At 39.9% G+C, this 25,087-nt stretch carries 19 protein-coding genes; 7 read left to right on the top strand and 12 right to left on the bottom strand.

What is annotated here, in order from left to right:
* Window positions 1-5: 5 nt before the first annotated feature.
* Both tagH and A9267_RS00330 read right to left on the bottom strand, forming a co-directional pair.
* A complete protein-coding gene (tagH, locus tag A9267_RS00335; RefSeq protein ID WP_065107826.1) occupies window positions 6-1,394 on the bottom strand; it encodes a type VI secretion system-associated FHA domain protein TagH in 1,389 nt (462 codons plus the stop codon).
* Between the two features lie 149 nt (window positions 1,395-1,543).
* The gene (locus tag A9267_RS00330) at window positions 1,544-3,532 is read right to left on the bottom strand and encodes a serine/threonine-protein kinase (RefSeq protein ID WP_065107825.1); all 1,989 of its coding nucleotides are present in this window, start codon (window positions 3,530-3,532) and stop codon (window positions 1,544-1,546) included.
* A 315-nt stretch (window positions 3,533-3,847) separates the two neighbouring features.
* On the opposite strand from A9267_RS00330, the gene A9267_RS00325 reads away from it, so the two are divergent.
* A complete protein-coding gene (locus tag A9267_RS00325) occupies window positions 3,848-4,339 on the top strand; it encodes an OmpA family protein (protein ID WP_065107824.1) in 492 nt (163 codons plus the stop codon).
* Window positions 4,340-4,748: 409 nt separating this feature from the next.
* On the opposite strand, the gene A9267_RS00320 is transcribed toward A9267_RS00325, so the two are convergent.
* Together A9267_RS00320 and A9267_RS00315 are read right to left on the bottom strand one after the other, a co-directional pair.
* On the bottom strand, window positions 4,749-5,648 hold the full coding sequence (locus A9267_RS00320) for an aspartate/glutamate racemase family protein (RefSeq protein ID WP_065107823.1): 900 nt from the start codon (window positions 5,646-5,648) through the stop codon (window positions 4,749-4,751).
* Window positions 5,649-5,779: 131 nt separating this feature from the next.
* On the bottom strand, window positions 5,780-6,229 hold the full coding sequence (locus A9267_RS00315) for a GNAT family N-acetyltransferase (protein ID WP_065107822.1): 450 nt from the start codon (window positions 6,227-6,229) through the stop codon (window positions 5,780-5,782).
* A 272-nt stretch (window positions 6,230-6,501) separates the two neighbouring features.
* On the opposite strand from A9267_RS00315, the gene A9267_RS00310 reads away from it, so the two are divergent.
* From A9267_RS00310 to A9267_RS00295, 4 genes are all read left to right on the top strand, one after another.
* The gene (locus A9267_RS00310; protein WP_065107821.1) at window positions 6,502-7,581 is read left to right on the top strand and encodes an efflux RND transporter periplasmic adaptor subunit; all 1,080 of its coding nucleotides are present in this window, start codon (window positions 6,502-6,504) and stop codon (window positions 7,579-7,581) included.
* A gap of 10 nt (window positions 7,582-7,591) precedes the next feature.
* Complete coding sequence (locus A9267_RS00305; RefSeq protein WP_065107820.1) at window positions 7,592-10,852, top strand: efflux RND transporter permease subunit; 3,261 nt, start codon at window positions 7,592-7,594, stop codon at window positions 10,850-10,852.
* Complete coding sequence (locus A9267_RS00300) at window positions 10,852-13,968, top strand: efflux RND transporter permease subunit (RefSeq protein ID WP_065107819.1); 3,117 nt, start codon at window positions 10,852-10,854, stop codon at window positions 13,966-13,968. The genes A9267_RS00305 and A9267_RS00300 overlap by 1 nt, the downstream gene beginning before the upstream one ends.
* Window positions 13,969-14,038: 70 nt before the next feature.
* Entirely contained in the window at window positions 14,039-14,905 is an 867-nt protein-coding gene (locus tag A9267_RS00295; RefSeq protein WP_065107818.1) for an MBL fold metallo-hydrolase, read from the top strand.
* A 78-nt stretch (window positions 14,906-14,983) separates the two neighbouring features.
* On the opposite strand, the gene A9267_RS00290 is transcribed toward A9267_RS00295, so the two are convergent.
* The 5 genes from A9267_RS00290 to A9267_RS00275 form a co-directional block, all read right to left on the bottom strand.
* Window positions 14,984-15,703 (bottom strand): phosphotransferase, encoded by a 720-nt coding sequence (locus A9267_RS00290; RefSeq protein WP_082972144.1) that lies wholly within the window; start codon window positions 15,701-15,703, stop codon window positions 14,984-14,986.
* Window positions 15,704-15,942: 239 nt separating this feature from the next.
* Window positions 15,943-16,116 carry a Trm112 family protein gene (locus tag A9267_RS21435; protein ID WP_080915983.1) on the bottom strand — a complete coding sequence of 58 codons (174 nt, stop codon included), beginning with the start codon at window positions 16,114-16,116 and terminating at the stop codon, window positions 15,943-15,945.
* Window positions 16,103-17,119, bottom strand: a complete 1,017-nt coding sequence (gene lpxK, locus A9267_RS00285; protein ID WP_065107817.1) for a tetraacyldisaccharide 4'-kinase — start codon at window positions 17,117-17,119, stop codon at window positions 16,103-16,105. The genes A9267_RS21435 and lpxK overlap by 14 nt, the downstream gene beginning before the upstream one ends.
* On the bottom strand, window positions 17,120-18,916 hold the full coding sequence (gene msbA, locus A9267_RS00280) for a lipid A export permease/ATP-binding protein MsbA (RefSeq protein ID WP_156669095.1): 1,797 nt from the start codon (window positions 18,914-18,916) through the stop codon (window positions 17,120-17,122).
* Between the two features lie 60 nt (window positions 18,917-18,976).
* Entirely contained in the window at window positions 18,977-21,463 is a 2,487-nt protein-coding gene (locus A9267_RS00275; protein WP_269454705.1) for a DNA internalization-related competence protein ComEC/Rec2, read from the bottom strand.
* Window positions 21,464-21,527: 64 nt separating this feature from the next.
* Here A9267_RS00275 and A9267_RS00270 point away from each other — a divergent pair, with 64 nt between their 5' ends.
* The gene (locus A9267_RS00270; protein WP_055023400.1) at window positions 21,528-22,031 is read left to right on the top strand and encodes a DUF2062 domain-containing protein; all 504 of its coding nucleotides are present in this window, start codon (window positions 21,528-21,530) and stop codon (window positions 22,029-22,031) included.
* A 115-nt stretch (window positions 22,032-22,146) separates the two neighbouring features.
* On the opposite strand, the gene A9267_RS00265 is transcribed toward A9267_RS00270, so the two are convergent.
* From A9267_RS00265 to A9267_RS00255, 3 genes are read right to left on the bottom strand one after another with little or no spacing between them, the layout of a single operon-like run.
* A complete protein-coding gene (locus tag A9267_RS00265; protein ID WP_065107815.1) occupies window positions 22,147-22,386 on the bottom strand; it encodes a DUF3624 domain-containing protein in 240 nt (79 codons plus the stop codon).
* Window positions 22,387-22,407: 21 nt separating this feature from the next.
* Window positions 22,408-22,980, bottom strand: coding sequence for a GNAT family N-acetyltransferase (locus A9267_RS00260; protein ID WP_065107814.1), 573 nt, complete (start codon window positions 22,978-22,980; stop codon window positions 22,408-22,410).
* Window positions 22,981-23,015: 35 nt separating this feature from the next.
* On the bottom strand, window positions 23,016-23,918 hold the full coding sequence (locus A9267_RS00255; RefSeq protein ID WP_065107813.1) for a LysR family transcriptional regulator: 903 nt from the start codon (window positions 23,916-23,918) through the stop codon (window positions 23,016-23,018).
* 135 nt (window positions 23,919-24,053) lie between these two features.
* Between A9267_RS00255 and A9267_RS00250 the strand changes: the two genes are divergently transcribed.
* On the top strand, window positions 24,054-25,052 hold the full coding sequence (locus A9267_RS00250; protein ID WP_065107812.1) for an NADP-dependent oxidoreductase: 999 nt from the start codon (window positions 24,054-24,056) through the stop codon (window positions 25,050-25,052).
* Window positions 25,053-25,087 lie beyond the last annotated feature (35 nt).

Genomic DNA, 25,087 nt, shown 5'->3' with positions numbered 1-25,087 from the left:
TAAAATTATAATGATTTGATTTTATTGTCGTAAGCTTCTACAAAGTCATCAGATAATGCTGAGGTGTTTGTGTTAGCAAACTCAGCCTGTAAATCTTCATGTAAACTTTTGTAGACTTTCCATTGTTTAAATTGCTTTTGGCCTGGCACTAACATTTCAGCAAATGATTGGCTTTGACTTTTTTGCTCAACAAGATCGGGATCGAGCTGATTTAACAAGCCTCTTAAAGCACCAAATGTCCCAGCGGTAAGTGCAATGTCATGTTTACGCCCATCGTTAAATGCTTCAATAATGGCCTGTTGAGATGACAGAAAACTCGCACTTTTACGCAAATACAAATTTTGAAAAACATCATCAAGACTGGCTGAAAACTTGAGCGGATTATTTTCTCTTTGCTGAAATGTCGTTTGGTTAATTCTGAATTCTGTTTTCAACTTCGAGCGTTGACGCAAAGAGTCCATTAAGCCAGTGAGCATGAGTTGCATGCTTTGACCAAGCTCGAACATTAATTCTTCAGTGAGTACTTTGCTGTACTCTTGCTCATCAATACCAAAACCTTTAAAAAAAGCTTGGCTTAATGATGAAGCAGCTTGTACCTGATTGCTCACTTGTGGTTGAGGTTCTGATCGAGTTGCTTGTTGAGCTGTTGATTGCGCCGCATGTGGGTTAGTCACTTGCTGCTGACTTGCCATACTTGCTAATTGTTGTGGCGGCATTGATTGCGGCTGTTGGTGAGCGGGTTGCGGCGCAGCTTGATTCGTAACAGGTTGACTAACTGGCATACTAACTTGTGGCTCTGCCACTGGCGCAGACTCATTAAAGAAATCTTGGCCCCACTCTTCTGGAATTGCCATCCCAGGAGGCTGAAAATGATCTTGTAAGTCACCGTTGACATCAGGTAGCGGTTGAGACTGACTCGGCGCTTGATTCAACAAACTTTGTGCGTCAAAACCAGCAATTTGTTGTTCAAATTCGTTTTCAAACGGATTACTGTCAAGCACTTGGTTAGCCTGAAACGGGTCGGCACTAACACTTGCAGCTGATTGAGTGCTAGAAGCAGCCCCAGTACTAATACCATTTGTCATCTTTGCTGACACTTCATAATCACCTAAGGTGAGTAGATCATCATGCTCAATCTTATGAGGCTTTGTAGATCCTAACGCTTCAACTGAACGGTTTATATATAAGCCATTCGTTGATAAATCTTCAATATAAAAGCCGTCAGAACGTTTCGTAATACGAGCATGTGTACCCGACACCACCTTTTCTGGATCAGGTAAATGCCAATCATTAGTATCAGCTCGACCTATTGTAAGCGAACTGATTACATCCTTAGATGTGACTTGCTCAGGTGATAACCGATGAAAGCTCACTATCTCAAGCGTTAATTCCATTTTAAATACATTCCTTTAAACAACTTATGCGCAAACAGTGACTCAACACATTTAAAAGCGTAATGCATATCAATCCTTAAATTGATATGCAGTTAAATAAGGTGATTTCATCATCTTACTGGTTATTTGCCCACTCTTTGCAATGCGGTTTACAGCCTCTCAACACCGTTTAGACGTTCATACATCTCATTACCACGAGCAAATAATTCACGGGCAGTTTTTAAATATTGTTTCTCTAAATAAATATTGGCTTGTCTTAGGTAAGAACCTGCTAAACGTTTATCCAAAGTCAATAAGGGTTCAAAATCTTCCGGTACACTCTCAGCTAGCACTCTGACTTCATCGTCAAATGCTCGCAGGTCTTTTGGATTATCAATGGCATCTAATCTGACAGTCAGCTCTTCAAAGGTGTTTCTGTAATAGACCTCTGCATCTTGGTAAGGATATTGCGCATTTTTACCGCTTTGGACAGCATTGTTGTATGCAGTGAGTTGTTCAACCGCCACCTTCATTTCAGCGCCATAAGTCAGTAAAGGTTGTGCTTCAGCTTGCTGTGAAAAAATAACCTCACCCGTTGTGATTAGTGCCTTTATTTGAGTGACATCGTGGGTTTTAAGCGCTACATCAAAAGCTGTTGCATAAAGTGTAAAATCTTCTTCTGATGGCACATAAGTGAACTTAGGCTCGATAAAGGCTAAGTCTTCAACAATCGCTTTTATATTATTTCCGCCTGTTTCATCGTATCTTGACTGACTTAACAGTAAAGCTAATCGCTCAGATAACGCATCTATCACCGACTGCTTGCTACGTTCTGCTTGGTTTTTCATTTTTAATAAGCGTATTGAGTCAGGGTAATAGCGCTCAGTGGCTTCAATGATTAATGAAATTCGGCCATAGTCTTGATATAAACCGTTACTGCTTTTCGGAACTGAAGCAATTCGCTTTTCAACAATATCTAATACTTCAGTTTGGTGTTTTCTTAATAAACCATTACGAATTAGCACTTTATCTTCAGGTATTTCAGCTAGGCGCTCTAATAATGCGGAAGCTGGAATGTATTCGTATGACTGAGTTTCATTTTGCACTTGATCAGTCATTGATACTTTTTGCTCTAAATTCGCAAGTTGCAGCTGATGATGTTGTTGGACTTGTACTCCCACAACAATCAGTGCCACTGCCGCAGCAATCGCAGTAGGTAGCGGCCAGGCTTTACTCTCAAACTTTTCAATAATCGTCGCGATAGAGTCAGCTCTTTGCGCCTTCTTAATAGCAAGACCTTTTTTGAGTGTAGGCCATAAACGTAAGCTAATATGACTTGGTTTACTCAACGATGCTTTGGCCAAATCGACTTCATTTGCCGCAACTCGTTTGTAAGGGTGTTTGCTGGTTAACAGTTCATAGGTAATGCAAGAAAAGGCATAAATATCATCGGCGGCACAAGCTTCTTCACCCATCAGCTGCTCATAGCTGGCATAGGCTGGTGTGTAACCTGTCAGTGGCGAGTCTTGATCAACTTGTTCTAATGCATAATGGTCTTTTTCATGTTGGAATGATTTAGCCACGCCAAAATCAAATACCTTGATATTGCCTTGACGGGTTAAGAAAATATTCGATGGTTTCAGATCGGTATGCACAATTCCTTGTTTATGGGCATAAGTTAATGCCGAACCAATCTGCTCAATAATCTTCATTGAACCTTTAAAGTTAAGTCCAAGCGGCTTAGAACGTTTAACCACTTGATCTAAAGATTCACCATCTAGCCATTCCATGACCATAAAATGGTAACCATCGTCAGTATCAACGTCGTATACACGAATAATATTGGGATGCGAGAGCTGTTGTGTTTGCACAGACTCTTTAATTAACACCTGTTGCGCTTCTGGAATGTCAGTAAATTGTGATAACAGTACTTTAATAGCGACAAACGGTTCTGCGACATTTAATGATTCTAAATATAGATCTTTTGCACGGTAGATATCACTCATACCGCCATGACCAATTTTAGATTCTATTAAGTAACGCTTTTTAAAACATTTACCGATTAAATTCGTATTATTTTTGCTATTTGAACCGTTATTAATGCCAGCGACCAAAGTCTTGTCATCAACCATATGTTCGGGGGTTTGACTCTTATCCATAAGTACAGGTAAATCCCTTTATATTATCCTTAAGTATGTAAACTAATGCACTACTCTATTTAATTTACCCCAATATGTTGCAGCATCAATTTAAAAAAAACAATATTAAAAACCATTTATCATTGTAAATATAAAAATAGAGCAAATATCTCACACCCTTTGGTATGTATTTAATTAAAATATAATTAATTAGGATATAAATTTAATTAAACTTATAAAACATTCATTAAAAAACCATCTATTTCTATTGACCAAGCATTCCATAATGGGTAATTTACGAATACTTTTTTAACGGACTAAATAATAGAAGTAGATATGGCATATTCTAAATTATCAGTACCTCTTTTGATCTTACTTGCAGCATCTGGATGTAAATCAACCCCAGAAGTTCAACCTGAACCACCTAAAGTCGTTTCGCTTTCTCCTGCGTGCATGGAATACGCTTTAGAAAATGATAATGAAGAGCTTGTTGGTTTTAGACCGGTTTACTTTGAAGTCAACAGTGCAAAACCTTACAGTAGCTTAGACAGTAATATGTCTTGTATTGTCACTTACCTATCTAGAAACCCTGATAAGTCTGTTGATATTCAAGGGTATACCGACGATAAAGGTACAATTGAATACAACAAGGCGTTAGCTAAAAAACGCGCTGATGGCTTAGTTGAACACTTAGTACTATTAGGCGCCTCACCAAAGCAGCTTCAGTCTAGTGCACACATTATCGAAGACAAAGGCGTTAAATTGACGACTTCAGAGCGCTCAAAAATACGTCGTGTTAATTTTGCTATTACAGAAAAATCTTTATAGTATCGATGGAAATAGTTCTATTATTTTTCGAACTAGCACCTATCCTACTAGCATGAGCATCACGATATAAATACAGGTATACCGAGTTTCGGCTTACCTGTATTTATATAATACTTAGTGATAATAATTTAATCAGTAGACTTTAAAAATCATACTTTAAGGTTTCATTTTATGTCATTTTTAATTTAGGTTAGTTTTAATTCAAGTGGTTTTTTCATTTTAAGTTACCTTCCACTTTAGATTAAGTTAAAATTTACTTATTAAAAAACCAAATTGCATTAATATATTACAAAAAACCATCAATTAATCAGTCCTAATAACACAGCCTGACTTGTATCATTGATAACCTAGAAAGATAAGCTTGCGTTGGTCGCGAGTATATTTAAAAATCACAAACAGATGCTAAGTTTCAAGCCTCAGCAAGCACCCTGTTTTTATTTTGCCTATAAACAATATAATGCGCGATATCTTCAATAGAGTGAATGTCTCCAATATTTATTTTTTCACAAAAGTCTCTGGCTTCACCGCTGAAATAAAGTGACTTTGCCAACTCATAAACTTGCACAACTTTGCTTGCAACCGCCTCCATTGGATCAATAAAATCAATTGATGAAAAGTGGTTCTCTAAAATAGAGCGAACTAAAGGTAACTCAGTACAGCCCAAAATAACGGTATCAACACCTTGAACTTCTAACGTTTCAATCGCCTTAATCAATAATTTTGCATTACTTGCAAATTCACCAGATTTAATACCAAACGGTTCTCTTATATCCTGACCACATGAGGATTTCTCACCAGTTTTGGCACCATATATTGCGCTATGTACATATCGTTCTTGAATTTCTAATGACGGCTTAATAAACGGTAAATTTGCCATTGTTAGATAATCATCGTAGATACCCGAATTGTAAGTACCATTGGTACAAAGTATGCCAACGATTGCTGCAGGGTTATCGCTATGAATTTGCTCTGTGGTTGCTTTCAACATGTCGAGTAAATAAACATCTGTTTGTTCTTGTAGCCTTTTTCTAAAATAATGCGCTGTATTGCATGTCATCACTGCAAAATTGACTTTATTTTTTTCAAGAAATTTTACTGATTCAAGCATCTCAGGAACGGGATCTTCTCCTCCCTCATTGATAGCTTCAGAGCGATCAGGTATATCTGGATTCTTAATGACAACCATTCCCATATGGTCTTGATCCTTCATCGCACCATGCGCGACTTCTTCCTTAAAAACAATATCCTGAAATAGAATGTCAGCTTCCGGCCCCATATTGCCTACAACACCAAATAATAACTCTTTCATATCTAACTGGCCTTTCGCCCTCTGTAAATTTAGGCTTATGGTAAAAGGCAGGTGCAATAGACGTTAATCCCAATTGAAGGATCTAATCCTCTATTATATTGGCGTAGATGTTGTTAAATAAGCGTAATGGGTTAATCAACACGTTTAATATAGTGATCAAACTGGTTGAGTTGTCGGTATCCTTCCCTCTCGTATAATGCTTTAGCCGCGCCATTACTCAACTCTGTCGATAATTTAATACTGTCCGCATGAGTAAATTTAGCGAAAACGTCAACCTGATGCAGTAAAGCTGTAGCTACACCTTGTTGTCTAAAAGCGTGTTCTACATATAAATCGTTTAAAATCCATGTTCTTTTCATCGCAACTGATGAAAATGACGGATACAACTGAGCAAAGCCAACCAACGTATTTTGCTCATTCATCGAAATAAAAATGATTGAATCAGCTTCGACTAACCTTTCCTTGATAAATTTATGGCTTAAATCCAAATTTTCTTCCTGGCCATAAAACTGTCTATAGGCATCAAAAAGCGGTGAGATTTGTAAAAGGTTATCGATTGTTGCTTGTATGATCTTAACCATTTTCCTATTCCTTGACTGAGCCATCGGCTTTTTCGTTGAGTGTCAGAAGTGCTCACTGCCACTATTAACCATTAACACCAAAAAATAAACATTTTCACCACATCTTAATATTCACCTTTGCTAACCTAAAGTATAAAAAAACACTTAAACCTTTGTTTAAAAACAAATTAACTATATTGGCACAACTTCTGCTTATTCAAGGTTAAATAAGTATTAGCAACAAACCGATTACAAAATAAATTAGCAGGTACCCCATGGATAGGTTAATCAGCATGAAAAAAATGACAATCTCACTACTTTGCCTTGCAACATTAACGTTAACAGCTTGCGGTGGAGAATCTGAAATAGAAAAAGAGGAAGAGAAGTACGCCATTCCTGTTGAAGTATCACCAGTTACTCAAGGAGATGTATCTTCGTTTTATAGCACAACTGCAACATTAGAAGCGCCAGAAGAAGCTCATGTCGTCACCCGCATTGCAGGTCTCATTGAAACAATTGAAGTCGAGGAAGGCGATAGAGTAACCAAAGGTCAGGCTTTAGCCACCATTGACGCAAAACGTCAGCGCTACGATTACAAACGCTCTCAAGCTGAAGTTCAAATCATTGAGCAAGAGTTAAATCGACTAAAGCAGATGAAGAATAAAGAATTTGTCAGTCAAGATGTCATGGCGAAGTTAGAATTCAATTTACAAGCCGCTATTGCGCAGCGTGATCTAGCTAAACTGCATGTTATTGAAAGTCAGATAGTTTCTCCAATTAATGGTGTAGTCGCTAAACGCCACGTTAAAAAAGGCAACATGGCGAAAGAATTTGAAGAGTTATTTTATATTGTTAACCAAGACGAGCTTCATGGCATCGTTCACTTACCTGAGCAACAACTAGTGAGCTTACGTTTAGGGCAAGAAGCTAAAGTAACAAATCAATATGCTAATCAAAGCATCAACAACCAAGAAATCATCGCTAACGTATTGCGTATCAGCCCGATTGTGGATGCCCAAAGCGGTACATTTAAAGTCACCATTGCTATCGATAATAGCGATGCCAAACTAAAAGCCGGTATGTTTACCCGAGTAGAATTAAAATATGACACTCATAAAAACGTTGTTACCGTTCCTTTCAACGCGGTTATTAATCAAGATGATACTCAAGCCTTGTATGTTATCGAAGATAACACCGCGACCCGTCGAGAAGTCAAACTGGGCTATCGAGAAAAAGATAAAGTTGAAATCCTTTCAGGTGTTGAACAAGGTGAACAAATCGTCATTCGTGGTCAGCAAAACCTGAAGGATCAATCTTTGGTCGAAGTGATCACGCCCCTTTCTTATGCCAAAAACAGCCTAGCAGCGCAATAAGGAAGTCACTATGTCATTGATTAATACTTCGGTTAAACGCCCGGTTACTGTGTGGATGTTTATGCTTGCCATTATGCTGTTTGGCATGGTGGGCTTTACTCGACTTGCGGTTAAGTTACTACCCGACCTAAGCTATCCAAGTGTGACGGTACGTACTGCCTACGATGGCGCTGCGCCAGTTGAAGTTGAACAGCTTATATCTAAACCCATTGAAGAAGCGGTTGGAGTCGTAAAAGGTTTGCGGAAAATCAGTTCAATTTCTCGCTCTGGAATGTCCGATGTTGTCCTGGAATTCGAGTGGGGCACGAATATGGATATGGCAAGCCTCGAAGTACGTGAAAAAATCGATACTATTGAGTTACCTCTAGATATTAATAAGCCGCTTTTACTGCGATTTAACCCTAATTTGGATCCCATCATGCGTTTGGCGTTATCGGTTCCTGACGCAACTGAATCTGAATTAAAAACCACACGCACTTTTGCTGAAGAAGAACTAAAACGTCGCCTTGAAGCACTATCTGGTGTGGCTGCAGTTAGGTTATCTGGCGGATTAGAGCAAGAAGTGCATATTTTACTTAACCAGCAAAAATTACAGCAGTTAAACTTAAATGCTGACGATATTAAGCGCCGTATTAATCAAGAAAATATAAATTTATCAGCAGGTAAAGTGATACAAGGAGATAAAGAATATCTTGTACGCACCCTCAATCAATTTAATAGCCTAGATGAATTACGAAACGTCATCATCTACCGTGAAGGCCAAACATTAATTCGATTATCGGAAGTGGCTGATATTGTCGACAGCTATAAAGAACGCAGTGATGTCACCCGTATCGGCGATGTCGAGTCTATAGAACTGGCGATTTATAAAGAAGGTGATGCTAATACCGTTTCTGTTGCTAAAAAGGTGCAAGCAGAGCTTGCTAATATCAATCAAGAATCGGCAGATAATCAACTAAAAGTCATTTATAACCAATCAGAGTTTATCCAAAGCGCAGTGAGTGAAGTCACCACAGCTGCCCTATTTGGTAGTTTGCTTGCAATGCTAGTCATTTATTTATTTTTAAGAGACATCATAGCCACACTTATCATTTCAATTTCAATCCCATTCTCTGTTATCGCCACTTTCAACATGATGTACTTTGCAGAGATTAGCTTGAACATAATGTCGCTTGGCGGGATCGCATTAGCCATAGGCTTGTTAGTTGATAATGCTATCGTGGTACTTGAAAATATTGACCGCTATAAATCAAAAGGCATGGCTAGATTAGATGCTGCTGTTACTGGCAGTAAAGAAGTGGCTGGTGCTATATTTGCTTCAACACTGACCACCCTCGCCGTATTTGTCCCGCTTGTGTTTGTTGATGGTATTGCTGGGGCGTTATTTTCTGACCAAGCGCTCACAGTGACCTTCGCCTTACTGGCTTCATTATTTGTCGCTCTCACAGCGATTCCAATGCTTGCTTCTAGACAAGGTTTTACTCAACTACCTGTAGAGCAAACCACTACTCCGATTGAAAAACCAACGAGTAAAAAAGCAAAGTTCGCCTATTACACCAAGGCTATTTTAGGTTTTCCTTTTAAACTTATACTCAGTTATCTACCGACCTTATTGCTTAATCTTGTCATCATACTAACCCGCTTTACGTCTTGGTTTTTCAGCTTGTTCATGCGTCCGTTAAGCGCAGGTTTTAATCTATTTTATCGATTCATTGAGGCGATATATCATCGTGTATTACGTCAAGCAATGAGCCATAAAATGGTGACTGTGGTTATTGCACTCATGTTAACCGTGGGGGCTGGTAGCTTATTCCCAAGATTAGGTGTGGAGCTTATTCCTCCAATGAACCAAGGGGAGTTTTATGTCGAAATTTTACTTCCACCAGGTACTGCCGTTCAAAAAACTGATGCTGTGCTAGAGCAATTGGCATTTTCCATTAGCGATAGTGACAATGTGAAACACACTTTCAGCCAAGCAGGTAGTGGTGGATTAATGACTTCTGATACCGCTAGAGGTGGAGAAAATTGGGGACGATTACAAGTTGTACTAGCCAATCCTGACGCATTTACAATAGTGGCTAATACGTTACGTGAAACCGCCAAGCGTATTCCAGCCTTAGATGCAAAAATTGAACATCCTGAATTGTTTAGCTTTAAAACACCGCTTGAAATTGAACTCTCTGGGTATGATTTAGCCCAGTTAAAGCAAAGTGGTGACCAACTGGTTTCTGCCTTGTCACAATCAACAAGATTTAGCGATATCAATACGAGTCTACGTGATGGACAACCTGAAATCAGTATTCGCTTTGATCATGCCCGTTTAGCAGCCCTTGATATGGACGCACCTACTGTTGCCAGCAGAATTGCTCAGCGTGTAGGCGGGACTATAGCAAGCCAATACACAGTTCGTGACCGTAAAGTTGATATTTTAGTGCGAAGCGAACTAGATGAAAGAAATCACATTGAAGATGTCAATTCGCTGATTATTAACCCTAATAGTCAATACCCGATTCCATTAAGTGCTGTAGCTGATGTCTCATTGCAAGTGGGCCCATCAGCCATTAACCGTGTTAGCCAACAACGTGTCGCAATCGTATCGGCAAACCTCAGTTATGGCGATTTAAGTGAAGCAGTAAAAGAAGCCCAACAAATACTTAATCAACAGCAATTTCCGTCTTCCATTCAAGCACGCTTCGGCGGACAAAACGAAGAAATGGAGCACTCGTTTGATTCATTAAAAATTGCCTTGGTATTAGCTATCTTTTTAGTTTATTTGGTCATGGCAAGTCAGTTCGAGTCTTTACTGCATCCATTACTAATCCTAATTGCTGTGCCCATGGCTGTTGGTGGCAGTGTTATCGGTCTGTTTATAACAGGCACTCACTTAAGTGTGGTTGTCTTTATCGGCCTAATAATGCTCGCAGGTATTGTTGTTAACAATGCGATTGTTTTGGTCGATAGAATCAATCAACTTCGAAAAGAAGGTCATGATAAAGATGAAGCGATTAACACCGCAGCTAAATCACGATTACGCCCTATTATGATGACAACCTTAACCACAACACTGGGCTTGTTACCAATGGCAATTGGTTTAGGTGATGGTAGTGAAATACGTGCACCTATGGCAATTACTGTTATTTTTGGTTTATCAATGTCGACCATGTTAACGCTGTTAGTTATCCCAGCCCTTTACGGCATATTTGATAAAAAACGTTATCAAGTAACGCAAACGGAAGTGGCGCCGACCTTAGCATCAGAGGGGCAGTTATAATGGATAACATTAAAATTAATCAAAATAAACAGAGCTTTAGCATTACTCGATTAGCCATTAAGCGCCCCGTAACCACCAGCATGTTTTTTCTGGCAATATTATTATTCGGCATGGCCTCTAGCAGGCTACTGCCATTGGAAATGTTTCCAGGTATTGATATTCCACAAATTCAGGTAAACGTGCCTTATAAAGGGTCAACGCCTGCTGAGGTTGAACGAGATATCACCAGTGTTCTAGAAGAGTCGTTAGCAACAATGAGTGGTATTGAAGAGGTACGCTCAAATTCATCTCAAGACGGAGCGAATATTCAGCTCAATATGAAATGGGGGCAAGATGTCGCCACCAAAAGCCTAGAAGCACGCGAAAAAATCGACTCGGTAAGGCATTTATTACCCAGAGATGTTGAACGAGTGCTCATTCAGCAATTCTCTACTGCTGATATGCCAGTGCTCACTATTCGTATATCAAGTGAGCGCGAGTTATCCAATGCATTCGACTTGCTAGATAAGCAACTTCGCAAACCCTTAGAGCGTATTGAAGGCGTATCAAAAGTCACTTTGTATGGCGTTGATCAAAAGCAAATAGAAATTAGGCTCGATGCCGATAAGTTAGCAGCTTCAGGTATCAACCCTGCACAGCTTCGCCAACGACTACAAATGGAAAACTTTGTCATAAGTGCTGGTACCATCCGTCACAATGACCGTGTTTTTCAAGTATCTCCAAAAGGTGAATTTTTATCTATTGAAGATATCAAAGCAGTTAAACTCAATACCACAACCAGCCTAGGTGACATAGCGTCAGTGACCTTTACGCTTCCTGAGGCGTTTGAGGGTCGACATTTAGACCAAAAATATGCTGTTGGTTTAGATGTGTTTAAAGAATCTGGGGCAAATTTAGTGCATGTGTCAGAGCGAGTATTAAAGGTCATTGAACAAACTAAACAAGACAGACAATTTCAAGGCATCAAGTTATTTGTCATGGAAGATCAGGCCTATGGTGTTAAGTCTTCACTTAAAGATTTGCTGCTATCAGGATTGATGGGCGCTTTTCTATCATTCGGCGTACTGTACTTATTTTTACGTAACTTAAAAATGACATTAGTGGTGGTGTCGTCAGTACCTATTTCAATTTGTATGACGTTAGCTGGTATGTACTTACTGGGTTATAGCTTGAATATCTTATCGATGATGGGGTTATTACTGGCAGTGGGTATGCTGATTGATAATGCGGTTGTTGTAACCGAAAGCGTACTGCAAGAAAAGCAACGTAGTGGTATTACAGGTCAGCAAGATACCTTAGCACGCTGTCAAAAAGCCAATGAAAATGCCGTGTTAACTGGTGTTGAAAAAGTGGCTTTAGCAGTACTTGCTGGCACGCTGACCACTGCCATTGTCTTTTTACCTAATATTGTGGGTGTTAAAGTTGAGCTGACCATTTTCCTTGAACATGTAGCGATTTCAATCTGTATTTCTCTTGCCGCATCACTGTTAGTGGCAAAGACATTAATCCCATTATTATTGACCAAATTACATTTCGAAATTGATACCGAGGAAAAAGAGTCTAAGTTACGTCAGTTTTATCAAACAAGCTTAACTTGGATTTTAACGCATTCGAAGGCCTCTGGGGTGTTAGCCGTGTTCCTATTAGCCTCAACAGCATTGCCATTGAGCTTGGTGCAACAGGACCAATCAGATGGTGAAGGTAATGACCGTTTATATATTAATTACCAACTTGAAGGCAGACATAACCTCAAAGTCACTGAAGCGATGATCAATCAAATGGAAGACTATCTTTATGCCAATAAAGACGCCTTTCAAATCGACTCTGTATATAGCTATTACTCAGCTGATAGCATTCAAACCACCATCTTGCTATTAAAAGATATCGAAACCCCGATGTCTGAGTTAAAAGCGCAAATCCGAGAAGGATTCCCTAAATATGCCGCCGCTTCACCACAATTTGGTTGGGGAAATGAAAACTCAGGATTACGCATTACATTAACGGGTCGTTCAACGTCTGAACTTATCAAGATTAGTCAGCAAGTTGTACCATTGCTGAGTGCGATTGACGGCTTAGAAGACGTGCGCTCTGAAGTGAATGCAGCGCAACAAGAGGTTGTGGTAAAAATTGACCGTGAAATGGCTGCTAGGCTTGACTTAAACCTCAATGAAATAGCCTCTCATATTTCAATGGCACTTCGAGGCTCACCACTGCGTTCATTCAGACACGATCCTAATGGCGAGTTACGTATCGAATTAGCCTATGATAAAAGTTGGCAACACTCTTTAGAAAAGTTAAAACAACTGCCTATTATTCGCCAAGGTCAGCGAGTGTATAACCTCGATAACTTAGCTGAAATCAATATTCAACCTCGTTTTGATACGATTAGACATTACAATCGCCAAACAGCCCTATCCATTGGCGCGAATGTCAATGACATCACTACAGAAGAGGCTCAAAAGCAAATTGAACAAGTCATGGAAACCATTAATTTCCCGTATGGTTATGGCTACAGTTTACGTGGTGGGTTCCAACGACAAGATGAAGACCAGTCGATTATGGCCGTCAATATGATATTAGCGCTAGCCATGATTTATATCGTCATGGCCGCTTTATTTGAATCCCTGTTATTACCAACAGCTATTATCAGCTCAATCTTGTTTTCAATCACAGGTGTTTTTTGGGCACTGTGGATTTCAGGTACGCCAATGTCAGTTATGGCAATGATTGGGATCCTTATCTTAATGGGCATCGTAGTTAATAACGGCATTGTATTGGTGGATCAAATAAACCAAATGACGCCCAAATTATCTGACTTATCAGACACCATTATTGCCATCTGTGTTACACGATTACGTCCAGTATTGATGACAGTCGCGACCACTGTGCTAGGGCTTGTTCCTTTAGCCATGGGAGATACTCAAATCGGCGGCGGTGGGCCACCATACTCACCTATGGCCATTGCCATTATTGGCGGGTTAAGTTTTTCTACCGTCACCAGTTTGTATTTAGTGCCTCTTTGTTACCAAGCGCTATATCGAATTCGTTATCAATCATCAGTTAAATTAGGTTTAGCTGACAAGAGAGCGAAAAAGCTGTTACCTTGGACTGTGTAATATGGATGCCTCATGCCTTTGTGCTAGTTAATCTAGCCAAAGGCGTGAATATTAAACCAGGACACAACAGATGAAACTAAGATTGTTCAGTAAATTACTCGCACTATCATTAATTAGCACTGCAGTTTATGCTGATGATGACCGCTTTAAAGATGTTCAAATCACCTCACAACAACTCACACCCACAACCTATATGTTTATCGGCTCTGGCGGTAATATCGGTGTATCAGCTGGTGCAGATGGCATATTAATTATCGATGATCAATTTGCACCACTCGCAGATAAAATCAGTCAATCATTAAATAAAATTCAACCAGGACAACCTAAGTACGTCATTAATACCCATTATCACGGCGATCATACTGGCGGTAATGCCCACTTTGGTGAACAAGGGATCATATTTGCTCATCACAATGTACTGAAAAGACTCAGTGCCAAGCAAGATACCCCAAAAGCAGCCCTGCCCATTGTGACTTATTCCGAGGATGTTGCCATTCATTTTAACAATGACACGTTAACTCTGAAGCATATGGGGTCAGGACATACTGATGGCGACAGTGTAGTGTTTTGGAAAAATGATAACGTTATACACATGGGGGATTTATTTTTTAAAGACCGCTTCCCTTACGTTGATTTAAATGGTGGTGGCTCTGTTATTGGTTATCGTGACAATGTTTCAAAGGTTCTGTCATTAATAGACAAACAGACACAGATAATCCCAGGTCATGGTTCGCTGGCCACTCAGGATGATTTATTAAAGTTCAAACATATGCTTGATGAAAATATTCTATGGATGGAAAAAGAGCTCACTGAAGGTAAAACACTAGCGCAAGTACAAGCAAGTGGCGTACCTGAGAAATGGAAAGATTGGAGCTGGGGTTTTATCACGGAGAAAAAGTGGATCGATACCTTATATAAAGACTTAAAACCTCGCTAATCATCTACTTATTTGAATAAAGCGATTCATTCTAAAAAAAGCCGCTTGTCAGCGTAGCAGTGACAAGCGGCTTTTTATTTAATGGTACCTAAAGTGCCATAGCACCCAATACACTGGTTTTAAATCTTTACCACCTATACCTTGAAACGGTTTTGCAAAATAGTATAACCATTGCCAAGACTGTAAAAATTGCTTGGCTTGTTGCCAAATAACCTCACCACCAGCTTGGCGATAAGCCGTTATCGCAGCCGAAATCTTTTCTTTATCATTTATGTAGCGGTATAGGCTATGCACATAAACTAATACATCTCGAATTTGTTGGTTCAACAAGGTGCCCTTTTGCTGATTGGCCTCAAAATCGATAAATTTAACTTCACCGGCATCCCAACTTATGTCGCGTAAAGCCGGTCTTCCATGTGCATGATCCATCAAATGCAAATGAGCTAAACCTTTGCTGGTATCATTCAAAATACGCTGTAATTCATCACTGGCTATATCATCACTTTCAAGCCAATCCCTAACCGTGCGCCCTGCATCTTCAACAACGAGATATCCATCGCCACTTGCATGTACCTTGGGAACTGGAGCACCATCGTTTTGTAAAAGTTTCAAAACTTGAGTTTCTTTGTATAAGGCTTCGGCTGAATCAGATTTTAAAAAGCGCATCGCTCCAGAAAGCTTTTCAACTTGTTTAAGCCAATAGCGCTTACCTTGATATTCAAAATGACTGATACGCACACCTTCATTTAAAATAAGCATTTGTGCGACTTTGTCCTGAAAAGAATGCATTTGAGTCATTTTTTGTCCGCCATACCGAATTAAGTATTCAGTATCTAAGCTATAAGACATAGACTTCAAATTTTTCGAGGTGAACTGGCTGACTTTTACGTCAGCGCATAAATAGTGCAATCACTCTATAATCAGTACCTACATACTAATAACAACAAGTGCACAATAGTTAACCAACGAATTGATATGTAGCATGGGATTTAAATCAAAAAAAAGCGCCTTAAAGGCGCTTTTTTAATAATGATTTTTTAAGACTCTAGCGGTAATGCTCGGTTTTCAAGCAAAACAGGAATGCCTTCAGTAATTGGATAAGCGAGCTTGTCAGCTTTACAAATCAATTGATCTGCTTCTTTATCAAATTCCAACTTACCTTTACATACTGGGCAAGCCACAATCTCAAGTAATTTTTTATCGAACGCCATGGAGGTTTCCTTGTTTAACTTTGACGACTTGTTCTAGTCTATTCAAAAATGCTTGATCAAAACTTTTATTAAGCTTCGCATTTACTGGCAGATACCACCAGTTTTGTTGTGCAAAATCGCGACATTTAACCGCATCTTTCTCTGTCATTATCAATGGATGCTCTTCAGAGAGTTGCGCTGATACCTGTTTATCAAATGCCTGATGGTCTTCAAACTCATGAGTTTGAACAATGTCGTACCCTAACGCGCTAAGACTATCGAAAAAACGTTGCGGATTACCAATCCCCGCCATAGCCACTGCGGGTTCAGATTGCCAAGATGAGGTATTAGAAGACGCTGCAGAGTCTACCCTTGTTAATGAACACGGTACTAATTGCATTGCCACTTCATCATTTTGCGCTGCACCACCATTGTTGATCACCCAATCAATAGTGTTTAATCGCCAAATGCCTTCTCGTAATGGCCCTGCCGGAATTAAGCATTCATTACCGTATCGTCTTTGCCCATCTACAATCGCAAGTTCGATATCTCTGGCTAAGGCATAATGCTGTAAGCCATCATCACTAATAATCACATCAACATCAAAATCAGATAACAACTTCTGCGCCGCGTCAATACGCTTAGCGCCAACCACCATGGGAACGTTTGTACGCGCCACAATCATGGCTGGCTCATCACCCACATCTACCGCTTTATCGGTTAAATTAACGGCTTTCACGCCATTAATTTTAACCCCGTATCCGCGGCTTATTACCCCAGGCTTATAGCCATGCTGGCGAAGTAAATCAATTAAGTAGATAACGGTAGGCGTTTTGCCACTGCCACCAGCTGTGATATTACCCACGACAATCACAGGCACAGGTAAAGTTTTAGCTTGTTTTATCCCGAGTGAAAACCCAAGGCGACGCAACCAAGTAATAAGCCCAAATAACCAGCTCAATGGCATAAGCAACCATTTTGCCGGATGACCTTGATACCAAATTTTGTTARCTAACGCCTGCATTTAATTACCAAATTGCATTTTATACAAGTTAGCGTAAACGCCTTCTTGCTCAACTAGCTCAGCATGCGCACCGCGCTCGACAACTTTACCTTGGTCGATAACAAGAATTTCATCTGCAGATTCAATCGTTGAAAGTCGATGTGCAATAACAATGGATGTGCGGTTGTGACGTAAGTTATCTAACCCATGTTGAATGGCTTTTTCAGATTCAGTATCTAAAGCCGAGGTTGCTTCATCTAAAATAAGGACAGGCGCATCACGTAACATAGCACGAGCAATGGCAATCCTTTGACGCTGTCCACCTGATAGCAAAACGCCATTCTCACCGACTTCGGTGTCTAAGCCTTCTGGTAGAGTTTCGATAAACTCCATTGCATAAGCAAGTTCAGCGGCTTTAACAATTTGCTCTCGAGTCACTTCACCTGGGTAGGCATATGCAATGTTATTCGCGATAGTATCGTTAAATAAGGTCACCTGTTGTGATACTAAGGCGACTTGATTACGCAAAGACTTCAATTTGTAATCATAAATACTGACATCATCTAAGGTAATATCACCTTCAGATACACCAGTGTAAAAACGCGTCATTAAGCTGGCAATGGTCGACTTACCTGATCCACTTCGGCCAACCAAAGCAATGGTTTTGCCTTGTTTTACTTCAAAGTCAATATTGGTTAACGCTGGCTTTTCAGTGTCTGGATAACTGAATGTCACGTTATTGAATTTCAAGTTACCTTTAACTCGCGCCACTTCATATTCACCCGTATCAGATTCAGGGGCGGTATCAAGTAGCTCAAACACGGTTGTACACGCTGCAATACCACGCTGAAACTCAGCATTCACTCGCGTTAAGTTTTTAATTGGCTGCAGCATTGCCATCATAGCGCCTAAAATAGCGGCAAAAGTACCCGCGGTCAGTTCTTCTTTTAATCCAGGAAATGTTGCGGCATACAGTACAAACGCAAGAGCAAATGAACCGATAATCATAATCACTGGCTGACTGATTGCTTGGGCGACAGCTAACTTCATATTTTGATGACGGTTAGAATCATTCACCTTGAAAAAACGATTAACTTCCGTTTTTTGACCACCAAACGCCAATACATTTTTGTGGCCTTTGATCATTTGTTCTGTTGTCGCTGTGACCCCACCCATAGCTGATTGGATTTGCTTAGAAACCTTGCGAAAGCGTTTACTGACAAGGCTTATAACTATCCCCATTAATGGGCCAATCACTAATATGCACAGGGATAGTTTCCAAGAATAAAAGAACATGATGGCTAACATTGCAATGACTGTAATCGAGTCACGTACTATAGAAATAAGTGCACTGCCGGATGCTCGGGCGATTTGTTCAGTATCGAATGTAACTCGAGAAATTAAATTACCACTGTTTTCTCGGTCAATATAACTGACAGGTAAGCGTAAATAATGTTCAAACACTTGCTGACGCATATCCATGATTAACTTAGCACTCATGTAGGATACACAATAGGTCGATACGAAATTCGCAATCCCCCGAAGTGTAAACATACCAATGACCACAAGTGGCGCCATTAACATAATGTCTTTGTTGGCATTAAACCCGCCGTGGGTCGGAACTTCTACGCCACCAACCACATTAGGCGTTTGACTAAAGCCTTCATCGATAAAAGGTTTAATGAACGCAATAAAAGCGGCGTCGACTAAGCCGTAAGTTAACAGACCTAAGATTGCTAACAAAAACATTCCTTTCATCGGAATGAGATAAGTAAGAAGGCGTTTAAATACGCTCGACATTTCGTTATTACTCGACATTTCGTTATTAGTTGTTGTCATTGATTACGTTAACACTTGAATAGCAAACAAAGGGTTATTCTACTCTGCTTTAACTTTCTCACCAAATCTAAACAGGCTGTTATACCAAAATGGCGCAATATCTGAACGATATTCACGAATAGCATAGTTTGATGGTTCAAAATCTATACTAATCTGACCCGAGTCACCGCTAACAAGTGTTTTAGCTCCTTTAAGTTTGTAACGATTTTGAATATCTTCTTTAGGAAATCCATATTGATTCGCGTAGCCTGCGGTAAAAATAACATGCTTTGGTGACACTGCATCGATAAAGTCTAGTGTAGACGATGTTCGACTCCCATGATGCGGTGCAAGTAACACATCAACGGGGGCTAATACGTCTCGCTTAAGGAATTCATACTCAGTTTCTTTTTCAATATCTCCAGCCAAAAATAGCCGCCGTTGAGTATCAATAATATAAGCAACACAGGAGCGGTTATTATCATTACTTTCAAGTGTATTAATATGCATCTCAATGGTTAAGTTAAGCCACTTTATTTGGTTATTTTCGCAAAGCATATGTGCTGGTGCTTCAGTAGCCAGCTCAGAGCTTAAATTAATACTTTTATCGATAACGGCTTGCTCTGCTATGACAATCACCTCTGGGTAATGTTTGGTTATGACATTTAACCCTCCAGCGTGGTCATTATCATTATGGCTCACAATGACGTAATCTAATTGAGTAACCCCTTTTGCTTGTAACATAGGGACAATAGCTCGCTCTGCATAAGAAAAACTCTCCCCATACGCGGCGCCTGTATCATAAAGTACGCCACGATTCCCCTGCTGCAGTAGTACCGACATGCCTTGAGCTACATCAATAACATGCGCTTGCCAATGAATCGGCTTTAGCGTTGAATCTGTAATGATTGGCTCATTATCGGCGTGCTGAAATGGATCAATGTGATGTAAAGTCCAATGCTGCACTGTCAACATGACAAAGGGAATACACAATAAACTTGATACGACTCGCCATGTTTTATCCACTGACCATTTTATTAAAAATAGTCCCATTATGAAGAAAGCCACACTCAAGATGAGATTATCTGGCAACCTCACTAAAGCGAGTGGCCAGGCGTCACTAAAGCCAATTAACCACTGAAAAGGGCTAAGTGACAAATCAGCTAATTGCATTACAGTTTCGCCAAGTATGTACGACCAGTTTTGTGGTATGGGCATTATCATCAACAGTAAATTGAGCACCAAAGCGATAATGCTTAATGGAATAACCACAAAGCTAAACCAAGGCACCATAAGGAAATTAACCCAAATACTGTGAAATGAGAAAATGCCAAACAATACCGCTTGCACCAAACCTAAAGCTAATGCCAACCGCCATTGCACTGCCCAAAATACAACACAAAAAGCCTTACATTGACTGATTAAACGTCTAAACCTGGTTTGGTGATCTTGAACAAAACGCTGATAAAGGCTTAGTTGTTCCCTATTAGAGTCAACACTATCTATACAATCAGTGCTATCACTTTCTTGTGAAAGCGCGGTTTGTTGTTGAAGCGAGGTATAGTCAATGGTTAATAAAATAATGGCCAGCGCACTAAAAGACAGCCAGAAACCAGCACTTAAACTCGCGAAAGGATCAATTAATAAAACAGCAAATAACGCCCAAATGAGTCGCTGCCATGTTGAAGCATATTGATTGACCATGGTGAGGACCACAAGTGCAAGCAACATCACCAAGGCACGTTGTGTTGAAATGGCAAAACCAGCTAAATAGCCATAACCCAAAGCAAACACAGTTGCTATGAGCATAGATAAAAGCAGATTCCTGCGACTAGAATGCGGCCAACATGTAAACAGCATCCCACGCGATAATAATAGAAAAAGTCCAAAAACAACGGATAAATGCAAGCCAGAAATAGCCACCAAATGCCCAGTTCCTGTTTGACGTAACTGCTGCCATTGCTGATTGGATAATAATGATTTGTCGCCAAATAGTAACGCCTGCATAACAGCGCTATTGTCTAAGCTCCTTAATACAGGTGTTAGGTTATCTATGATTGTTTGCCTAAAAGGCGCAAAATAGGCGACTAACTCCCCTTGCTTCACCGTGCCTTTTGCGACGATATGACGGCTTAATAGGTACTTTTGTTGATTAAAACCACCTTGATTAAGCGGGCTGGTAATCGGTTTAAGTCTGGCATTTAACAGCCAAGTTTGACCGACTTTTAATTCAGGCGGTTGCTGCCAAATGAGTCTATAGTAGTGGTCATAAAAGCGACTTTGTTCAGAAAGCAGCCGAATATCGAAACTTATCCAGTCGCTGTTTACGCTAACTAGTGATACTATCTCTGCCTTAAATTGTTTTTTGACAGGGATATTTGATTCTTGTGAAGAAAATAGTGAATTAAAACAAATAGAAACTAGCAACACTCCAAAAAGTGTTCCACTGATGAACGACCACTTTTTAAAAGTTACTAACACTATTATCAAAGTGATAGACGCCATCCATATAGGAAGTAGGCTTGGCAGCAAATTGCTAAAAAGCATACTGGCGCAAAAACCATAAATGAATCGATTTATCATTGATTAATTAAAGACAGTAATCGCGTATATGCCAAAAAAATTATTACAAAAATTTATGCCGAAGCCTGAAACAATACGTAATCATAAGTATTTACGTATATTTGGCAGCTTATTAAATGATCCCAATTTATGGACGTTGAATCGAAAATCAGCGCCTGGATCATTTGCTATTGGCCTTTTTGTTGCTTGGCTGCCTTTACCTTTTCAAATGGTTATTGCTGCAGGTATGGCCATTTATTTCAAAGTTAATATTCCCCTCGCCGTTGCGCTAGTTTGGTTAACTAACCCGATTACCATGCCGTTTATGTTTTATGCTGCCTACCTATTAGGTGCAAATATCCTCGGGATGGATACGACTGACTTCGCATTTGAAGCCAGTTGGCAATGGGTTGAAAGTTCAATCGGAACAATCGGTCCACCATTTTTATTAGGTTGTGTTATTTTGGGGGCAATTTTTGCGTTAATCAGCTTCTTTGTGATTAAAAGTCTATGGAAATATTCGATACTATTTAAGTGGAAAAAAAGAAGCTAACCTAAACCGTGATATTGAATGAAAAGCCAGCATTTAAGCTGGCTTTTTACTTTCTCAAATCGACTTTAAGCCAGTGCGATTGAAATGATAATACGTGAGAGTTAGCTGCACATATTTATTCAGCTGCTGATAATTTTCGATAAATCAGTACCACTAAGTGCAAACTTAACAGTCCAGAAAATGCAATGCAGAAAAACAGTAGCGCAATCGATTCAACCAACGTCGGGTTATCAGCATAATTCCACCACCACAACGGCCAACAGATAAGACTCAATACAGTAAGTTGCATCATACACGCTCGGCAACGACCTATCTTTTGCTTAAAAATGGACTCTTCACAGTCATTGCAAGACATCACCACTCTCCTTTATATACTTCAAGCAGACTCATAGGAAAGGTGCTCTTTATACAATAGTGCAAAGGCGCATTCATCCCCCCATTTTCCTTTGAAAAATATGTTTTGTATAAAATGCCCTTCTTTTCTAAAGCCGAGCCGCATCAATAGTGTCATTGACGCACTATTTTCAGCATCAGTTGTTGCGGTAATTCTATGTTTTTTCAGTACAGAAAATAAATAATCAATCACTGATTTCATGGCTTCAGTTGCGTAACCTTTTTTTTGTGCCGTTCTTGCTAAGGTAAAACCGACTTCAACCTGCTGCTCATCAACAAAATGTAGTGCGATATCACCAATTAACTGTTGCGAGTCTTTTTCAATCAAGGCCAATTGAAACCAAAGGCCTGCAACACCGAACATTTGGTAATCCATATTAGAAAAAAAACGCAGGGCATCTTCTTCAGTGTAATCATTCCAGCTTTGGTATTGAGCAATGATGGGATCCGCTCGATAAGCTGCAAAATTAGCTAAATCATCAGATTGAAAAGCCCGTATTGTTAATCGTTGTGTATTCAATTGCGGTACTTGAACGGGCTTATTGGTTGTCTTCATTCCTAATACCTTACCTTTTGTGATTGATTAATAGGTTAAGCATGTTTAATTCTCGCCACTAAAAAATCCACTGCGGCTTTGACTTTTGGCACATGGTAGCGGTGTTTTTGATAAATCAAATATACGCCAAAATCATCACTTTGAGTGGCAGACAATGGTGGCTCAAAGTGTAACTCAGTTAATTCATTACTGGCTAAAAACGGCGATAAAACCCAGCGTGGCATCATCAAAATACCTTGGTGTTGTTTTGCCTTTGCAATTAGCCACTCCCCCACATTGCTAATCGCTGCTGCTGGTGCTGATACGTCTTGCCACTGACCATTTATTTTACTCAGCCAAGGTACACGACCATTTGGTGAGCGATAATATAAACCTTTATGATCTTGCAGCTCTGATGGATGTGTTGGCGTTCCCATTGTGTCGAGGTATTGCTGAGTTGCAGCAGGGATAAATTGATTGTCCATTAATCTAATCGCCATAACGCGATCATTTGGGGCATAACCACCTCTAATAGCAATGTCCACATCATCACGACCAACCGAGGACAATTCATCACTAAGCTCTATATCTAAAATGACTTTTGGGTATAAGCGAGAAAACTCATCTAAAAGCGGAATAAGTACTTCTCTGCCGATACCAACCATGGCGCTTATTCTCAGCTTTCCCATTGGCTCTGTTTGATACGTTCTTACCGCTTCATTGCTTTGTTCAAGCTGTAGCAATAGTTGTGATACTTGTTGATAGTATTCAGCACCAATCTCAGTCAATGATACGGCTCTAGTTGACCGTTTCAATAACGTCGCACCTAAGCTTGTCTCAAGATCTGCCACTCGCCTTGATAATGAAGAAGCAGGTACCGAAAAGCTTTTGGCTGCGTGAGTAAAACTGCCAGTTTCTACCACTTTGATAAAATATTTAAGCGCTCTTAATTGATCCATACCCCACCCATTATTGTCATAAAAGCAATAAAGAAAGACAATTATCCCACTATATCTTATCAATAATCAAAGTAATAATACTGTTTATCTTATTCACACCGATACCTAATTATCGATCTCATTGAAGGAAGCAAAATGAGTACATTTACTGCAATTAACTTAGTCAAACGACCACAAGGCGGACCAATTACTCAAGATATTTTTGAAATCGTATCCTTACCAATGCCAAAGGTTAACCCGGGTGAAATTCTCGTAAAGCAAAACTATATGTCACTGGATCCCGCTATGTTTGGCTGGATGCAACCTGATACGGACAGCTACATACCACCAGTAAATCTAGGTGAAGTCATGCGCAGTAGTGGTATAGGAGAAGTCGTTGAAAGTCATCACCCTGATTTTAAGGTCGGCGATCGAGTCATGGGAATGATGGGCTGGCAAGAGTATTTCTGCAGTAATGGCAAAGGCCTAAATAAAGTGGATGCCCCTTTACCTGATGAAACCATTCTATCTGTGTTTGCTCTGCCTGGGTTAACCGCCACGCAAGGGTTATTTAATGTAGGTAAACCTAAAAAAGGTGAAACAATAATAGTAACAGGCGCTGCGGGCTCTGTCGGTTCTATTGTTGGCCAACTTGCTAAAGCTGATGGACTTCACGTCATTGGTGTTGTTGGTAGTGATGAAAAAGCCAATTGGATTGTTGATGAGCTGGGATTTGATTCAGCCATAAACTACAAAACAGCAAATTTAGAAGAGGAGCTCGACAGATTAGCTCCCCAAGGTATCGACTTATTTTTTGAAAATACTGCAGGTCCAATTCAAAGCCTGATAGTAGACAGAATGAACCCTCATGGCCGCGTCATGGTTTGTGGTCTGATTGCTGATTACAGTAAACAGACACCTGCGCTAGGACCAAGCTGGATGAATATTCTAAAAAGACGTATAACAGTGCAAGGTTTTACCATGCCAGATCATTTTGGCGAAATCCCTAGCTTATTAGAAAAGCTCACTCCTTATGTACTGCAAGGGAAAGTGAAGCATCGCTCACATGTACTCAATGGGCTAGAATCATCAATTGAAGGATTAAATTTATTTTTTAAAGGCGAAAACCAAGGCAAGTTAATGGTTAAGCTTTAATATCATCAGCCCCAATCATCCAGCCCAAATAGAGC

Origin of the sequence: Shewanella sp. UCD-FRSSP16_17, from assembly GCF_001675935.1 — a bacterium.
Classification (GTDB): domain Bacteria; phylum Pseudomonadota; class Gammaproteobacteria; order Enterobacterales; family Shewanellaceae; genus Shewanella; species Shewanella japonica.
This window is presented reverse-complemented; position numbering and strand designations above follow the sequence as displayed.

Excerpts from the sequence above, each read along its gene's own strand:
- A9267_RS00290 (WP_082972144.1), bottom strand. The coding sequence starts at position 15,703 with ATGACTCAAATGCATTCTTTTCAGGACAAAGTCGCACAAATGCTTATT.
- A9267_RS00320 (WP_065107823.1), bottom strand. The coding sequence starts at position 5,648 with ATGAAAGAGTTATTATTTGGTGTTGTAGGCAATATGGGGCCGGAAGCT.
- A9267_RS00260 (WP_065107814.1), bottom strand. The coding sequence starts at position 22,980 with ATGAAGACAACCAATAAGCCCGTTCAAGTACCGCAATTGAATACACAA.
- msbA (WP_156669095.1), bottom strand. The coding sequence starts at position 18,916 with ATGTCGAGTAATAACGAAATGTCGAGCGTATTTAAACGCCTTCTTACT.
- A9267_RS00255 (WP_065107813.1), bottom strand. The coding sequence starts at position 23,918 with ATGGATCAATTAAGAGCGCTTAAATATTTTATCAAAGTGGTAGAAACT.
- A9267_RS21435 (WP_080915983.1), bottom strand. The coding sequence starts at position 16,116 with ATGGCGTTCGATAAAAAATTACTTGAGATTGTGGCTTGCCCAGTATGT.
- A9267_RS00250 (WP_065107812.1), top strand. The coding sequence starts at position 24,054 with ATGAGTACATTTACTGCAATTAACTTAGTCAAACGACCACAAGGCGGA.
- A9267_RS00300 (WP_065107819.1), top strand. The coding sequence starts at position 10,852 with ATGGATAACATTAAAATTAATCAAAATAAACAGAGCTTTAGCATTACT.
- tagH (WP_065107826.1), bottom strand. The coding sequence starts at position 1,394 with ATGGAATTAACGCTTGAGATAGTGAGCTTTCATCGGTTATCACCTGAG.
- A9267_RS00305 (WP_065107820.1), top strand. The coding sequence starts at position 7,592 with ATGTCATTGATTAATACTTCGGTTAAACGCCCGGTTACTGTGTGGATG.
- A9267_RS00330 (WP_065107825.1), bottom strand. The coding sequence starts at position 3,532 with ATGGATAAGAGTCAAACCCCCGAACATATGGTTGATGACAAGACTTTG.
- A9267_RS00325 (WP_065107824.1), top strand. The coding sequence starts at position 3,848 with ATGGCATATTCTAAATTATCAGTACCTCTTTTGATCTTACTTGCAGCA.
- A9267_RS00275 (WP_269454705.1), bottom strand. The coding sequence starts at position 21,463 with ATGCTTTTTAGCAATTTGCTGCCAAGCCTACTTCCTATATGGATGGCG.
- A9267_RS00315 (WP_065107822.1), bottom strand. The coding sequence starts at position 6,229 with ATGGTTAAGATCATACAAGCAACAATCGATAACCTTTTACAAATCTCA.
- A9267_RS00270 (WP_055023400.1), top strand. The coding sequence starts at position 21,528 with ATGCCAAAAAAATTATTACAAAAATTTATGCCGAAGCCTGAAACAATA.
- A9267_RS00310 (WP_065107821.1), top strand. The coding sequence starts at position 6,502 with ATGAAAAAAATGACAATCTCACTACTTTGCCTTGCAACATTAACGTTA.
- A9267_RS00265 (WP_065107815.1), bottom strand. The coding sequence starts at position 22,386 with ATGTCTTGCAATGACTGTGAAGAGTCCATTTTTAAGCAAAAGATAGGT.
- A9267_RS00295 (WP_065107818.1), top strand. The coding sequence starts at position 14,039 with ATGAAACTAAGATTGTTCAGTAAATTACTCGCACTATCATTAATTAGC.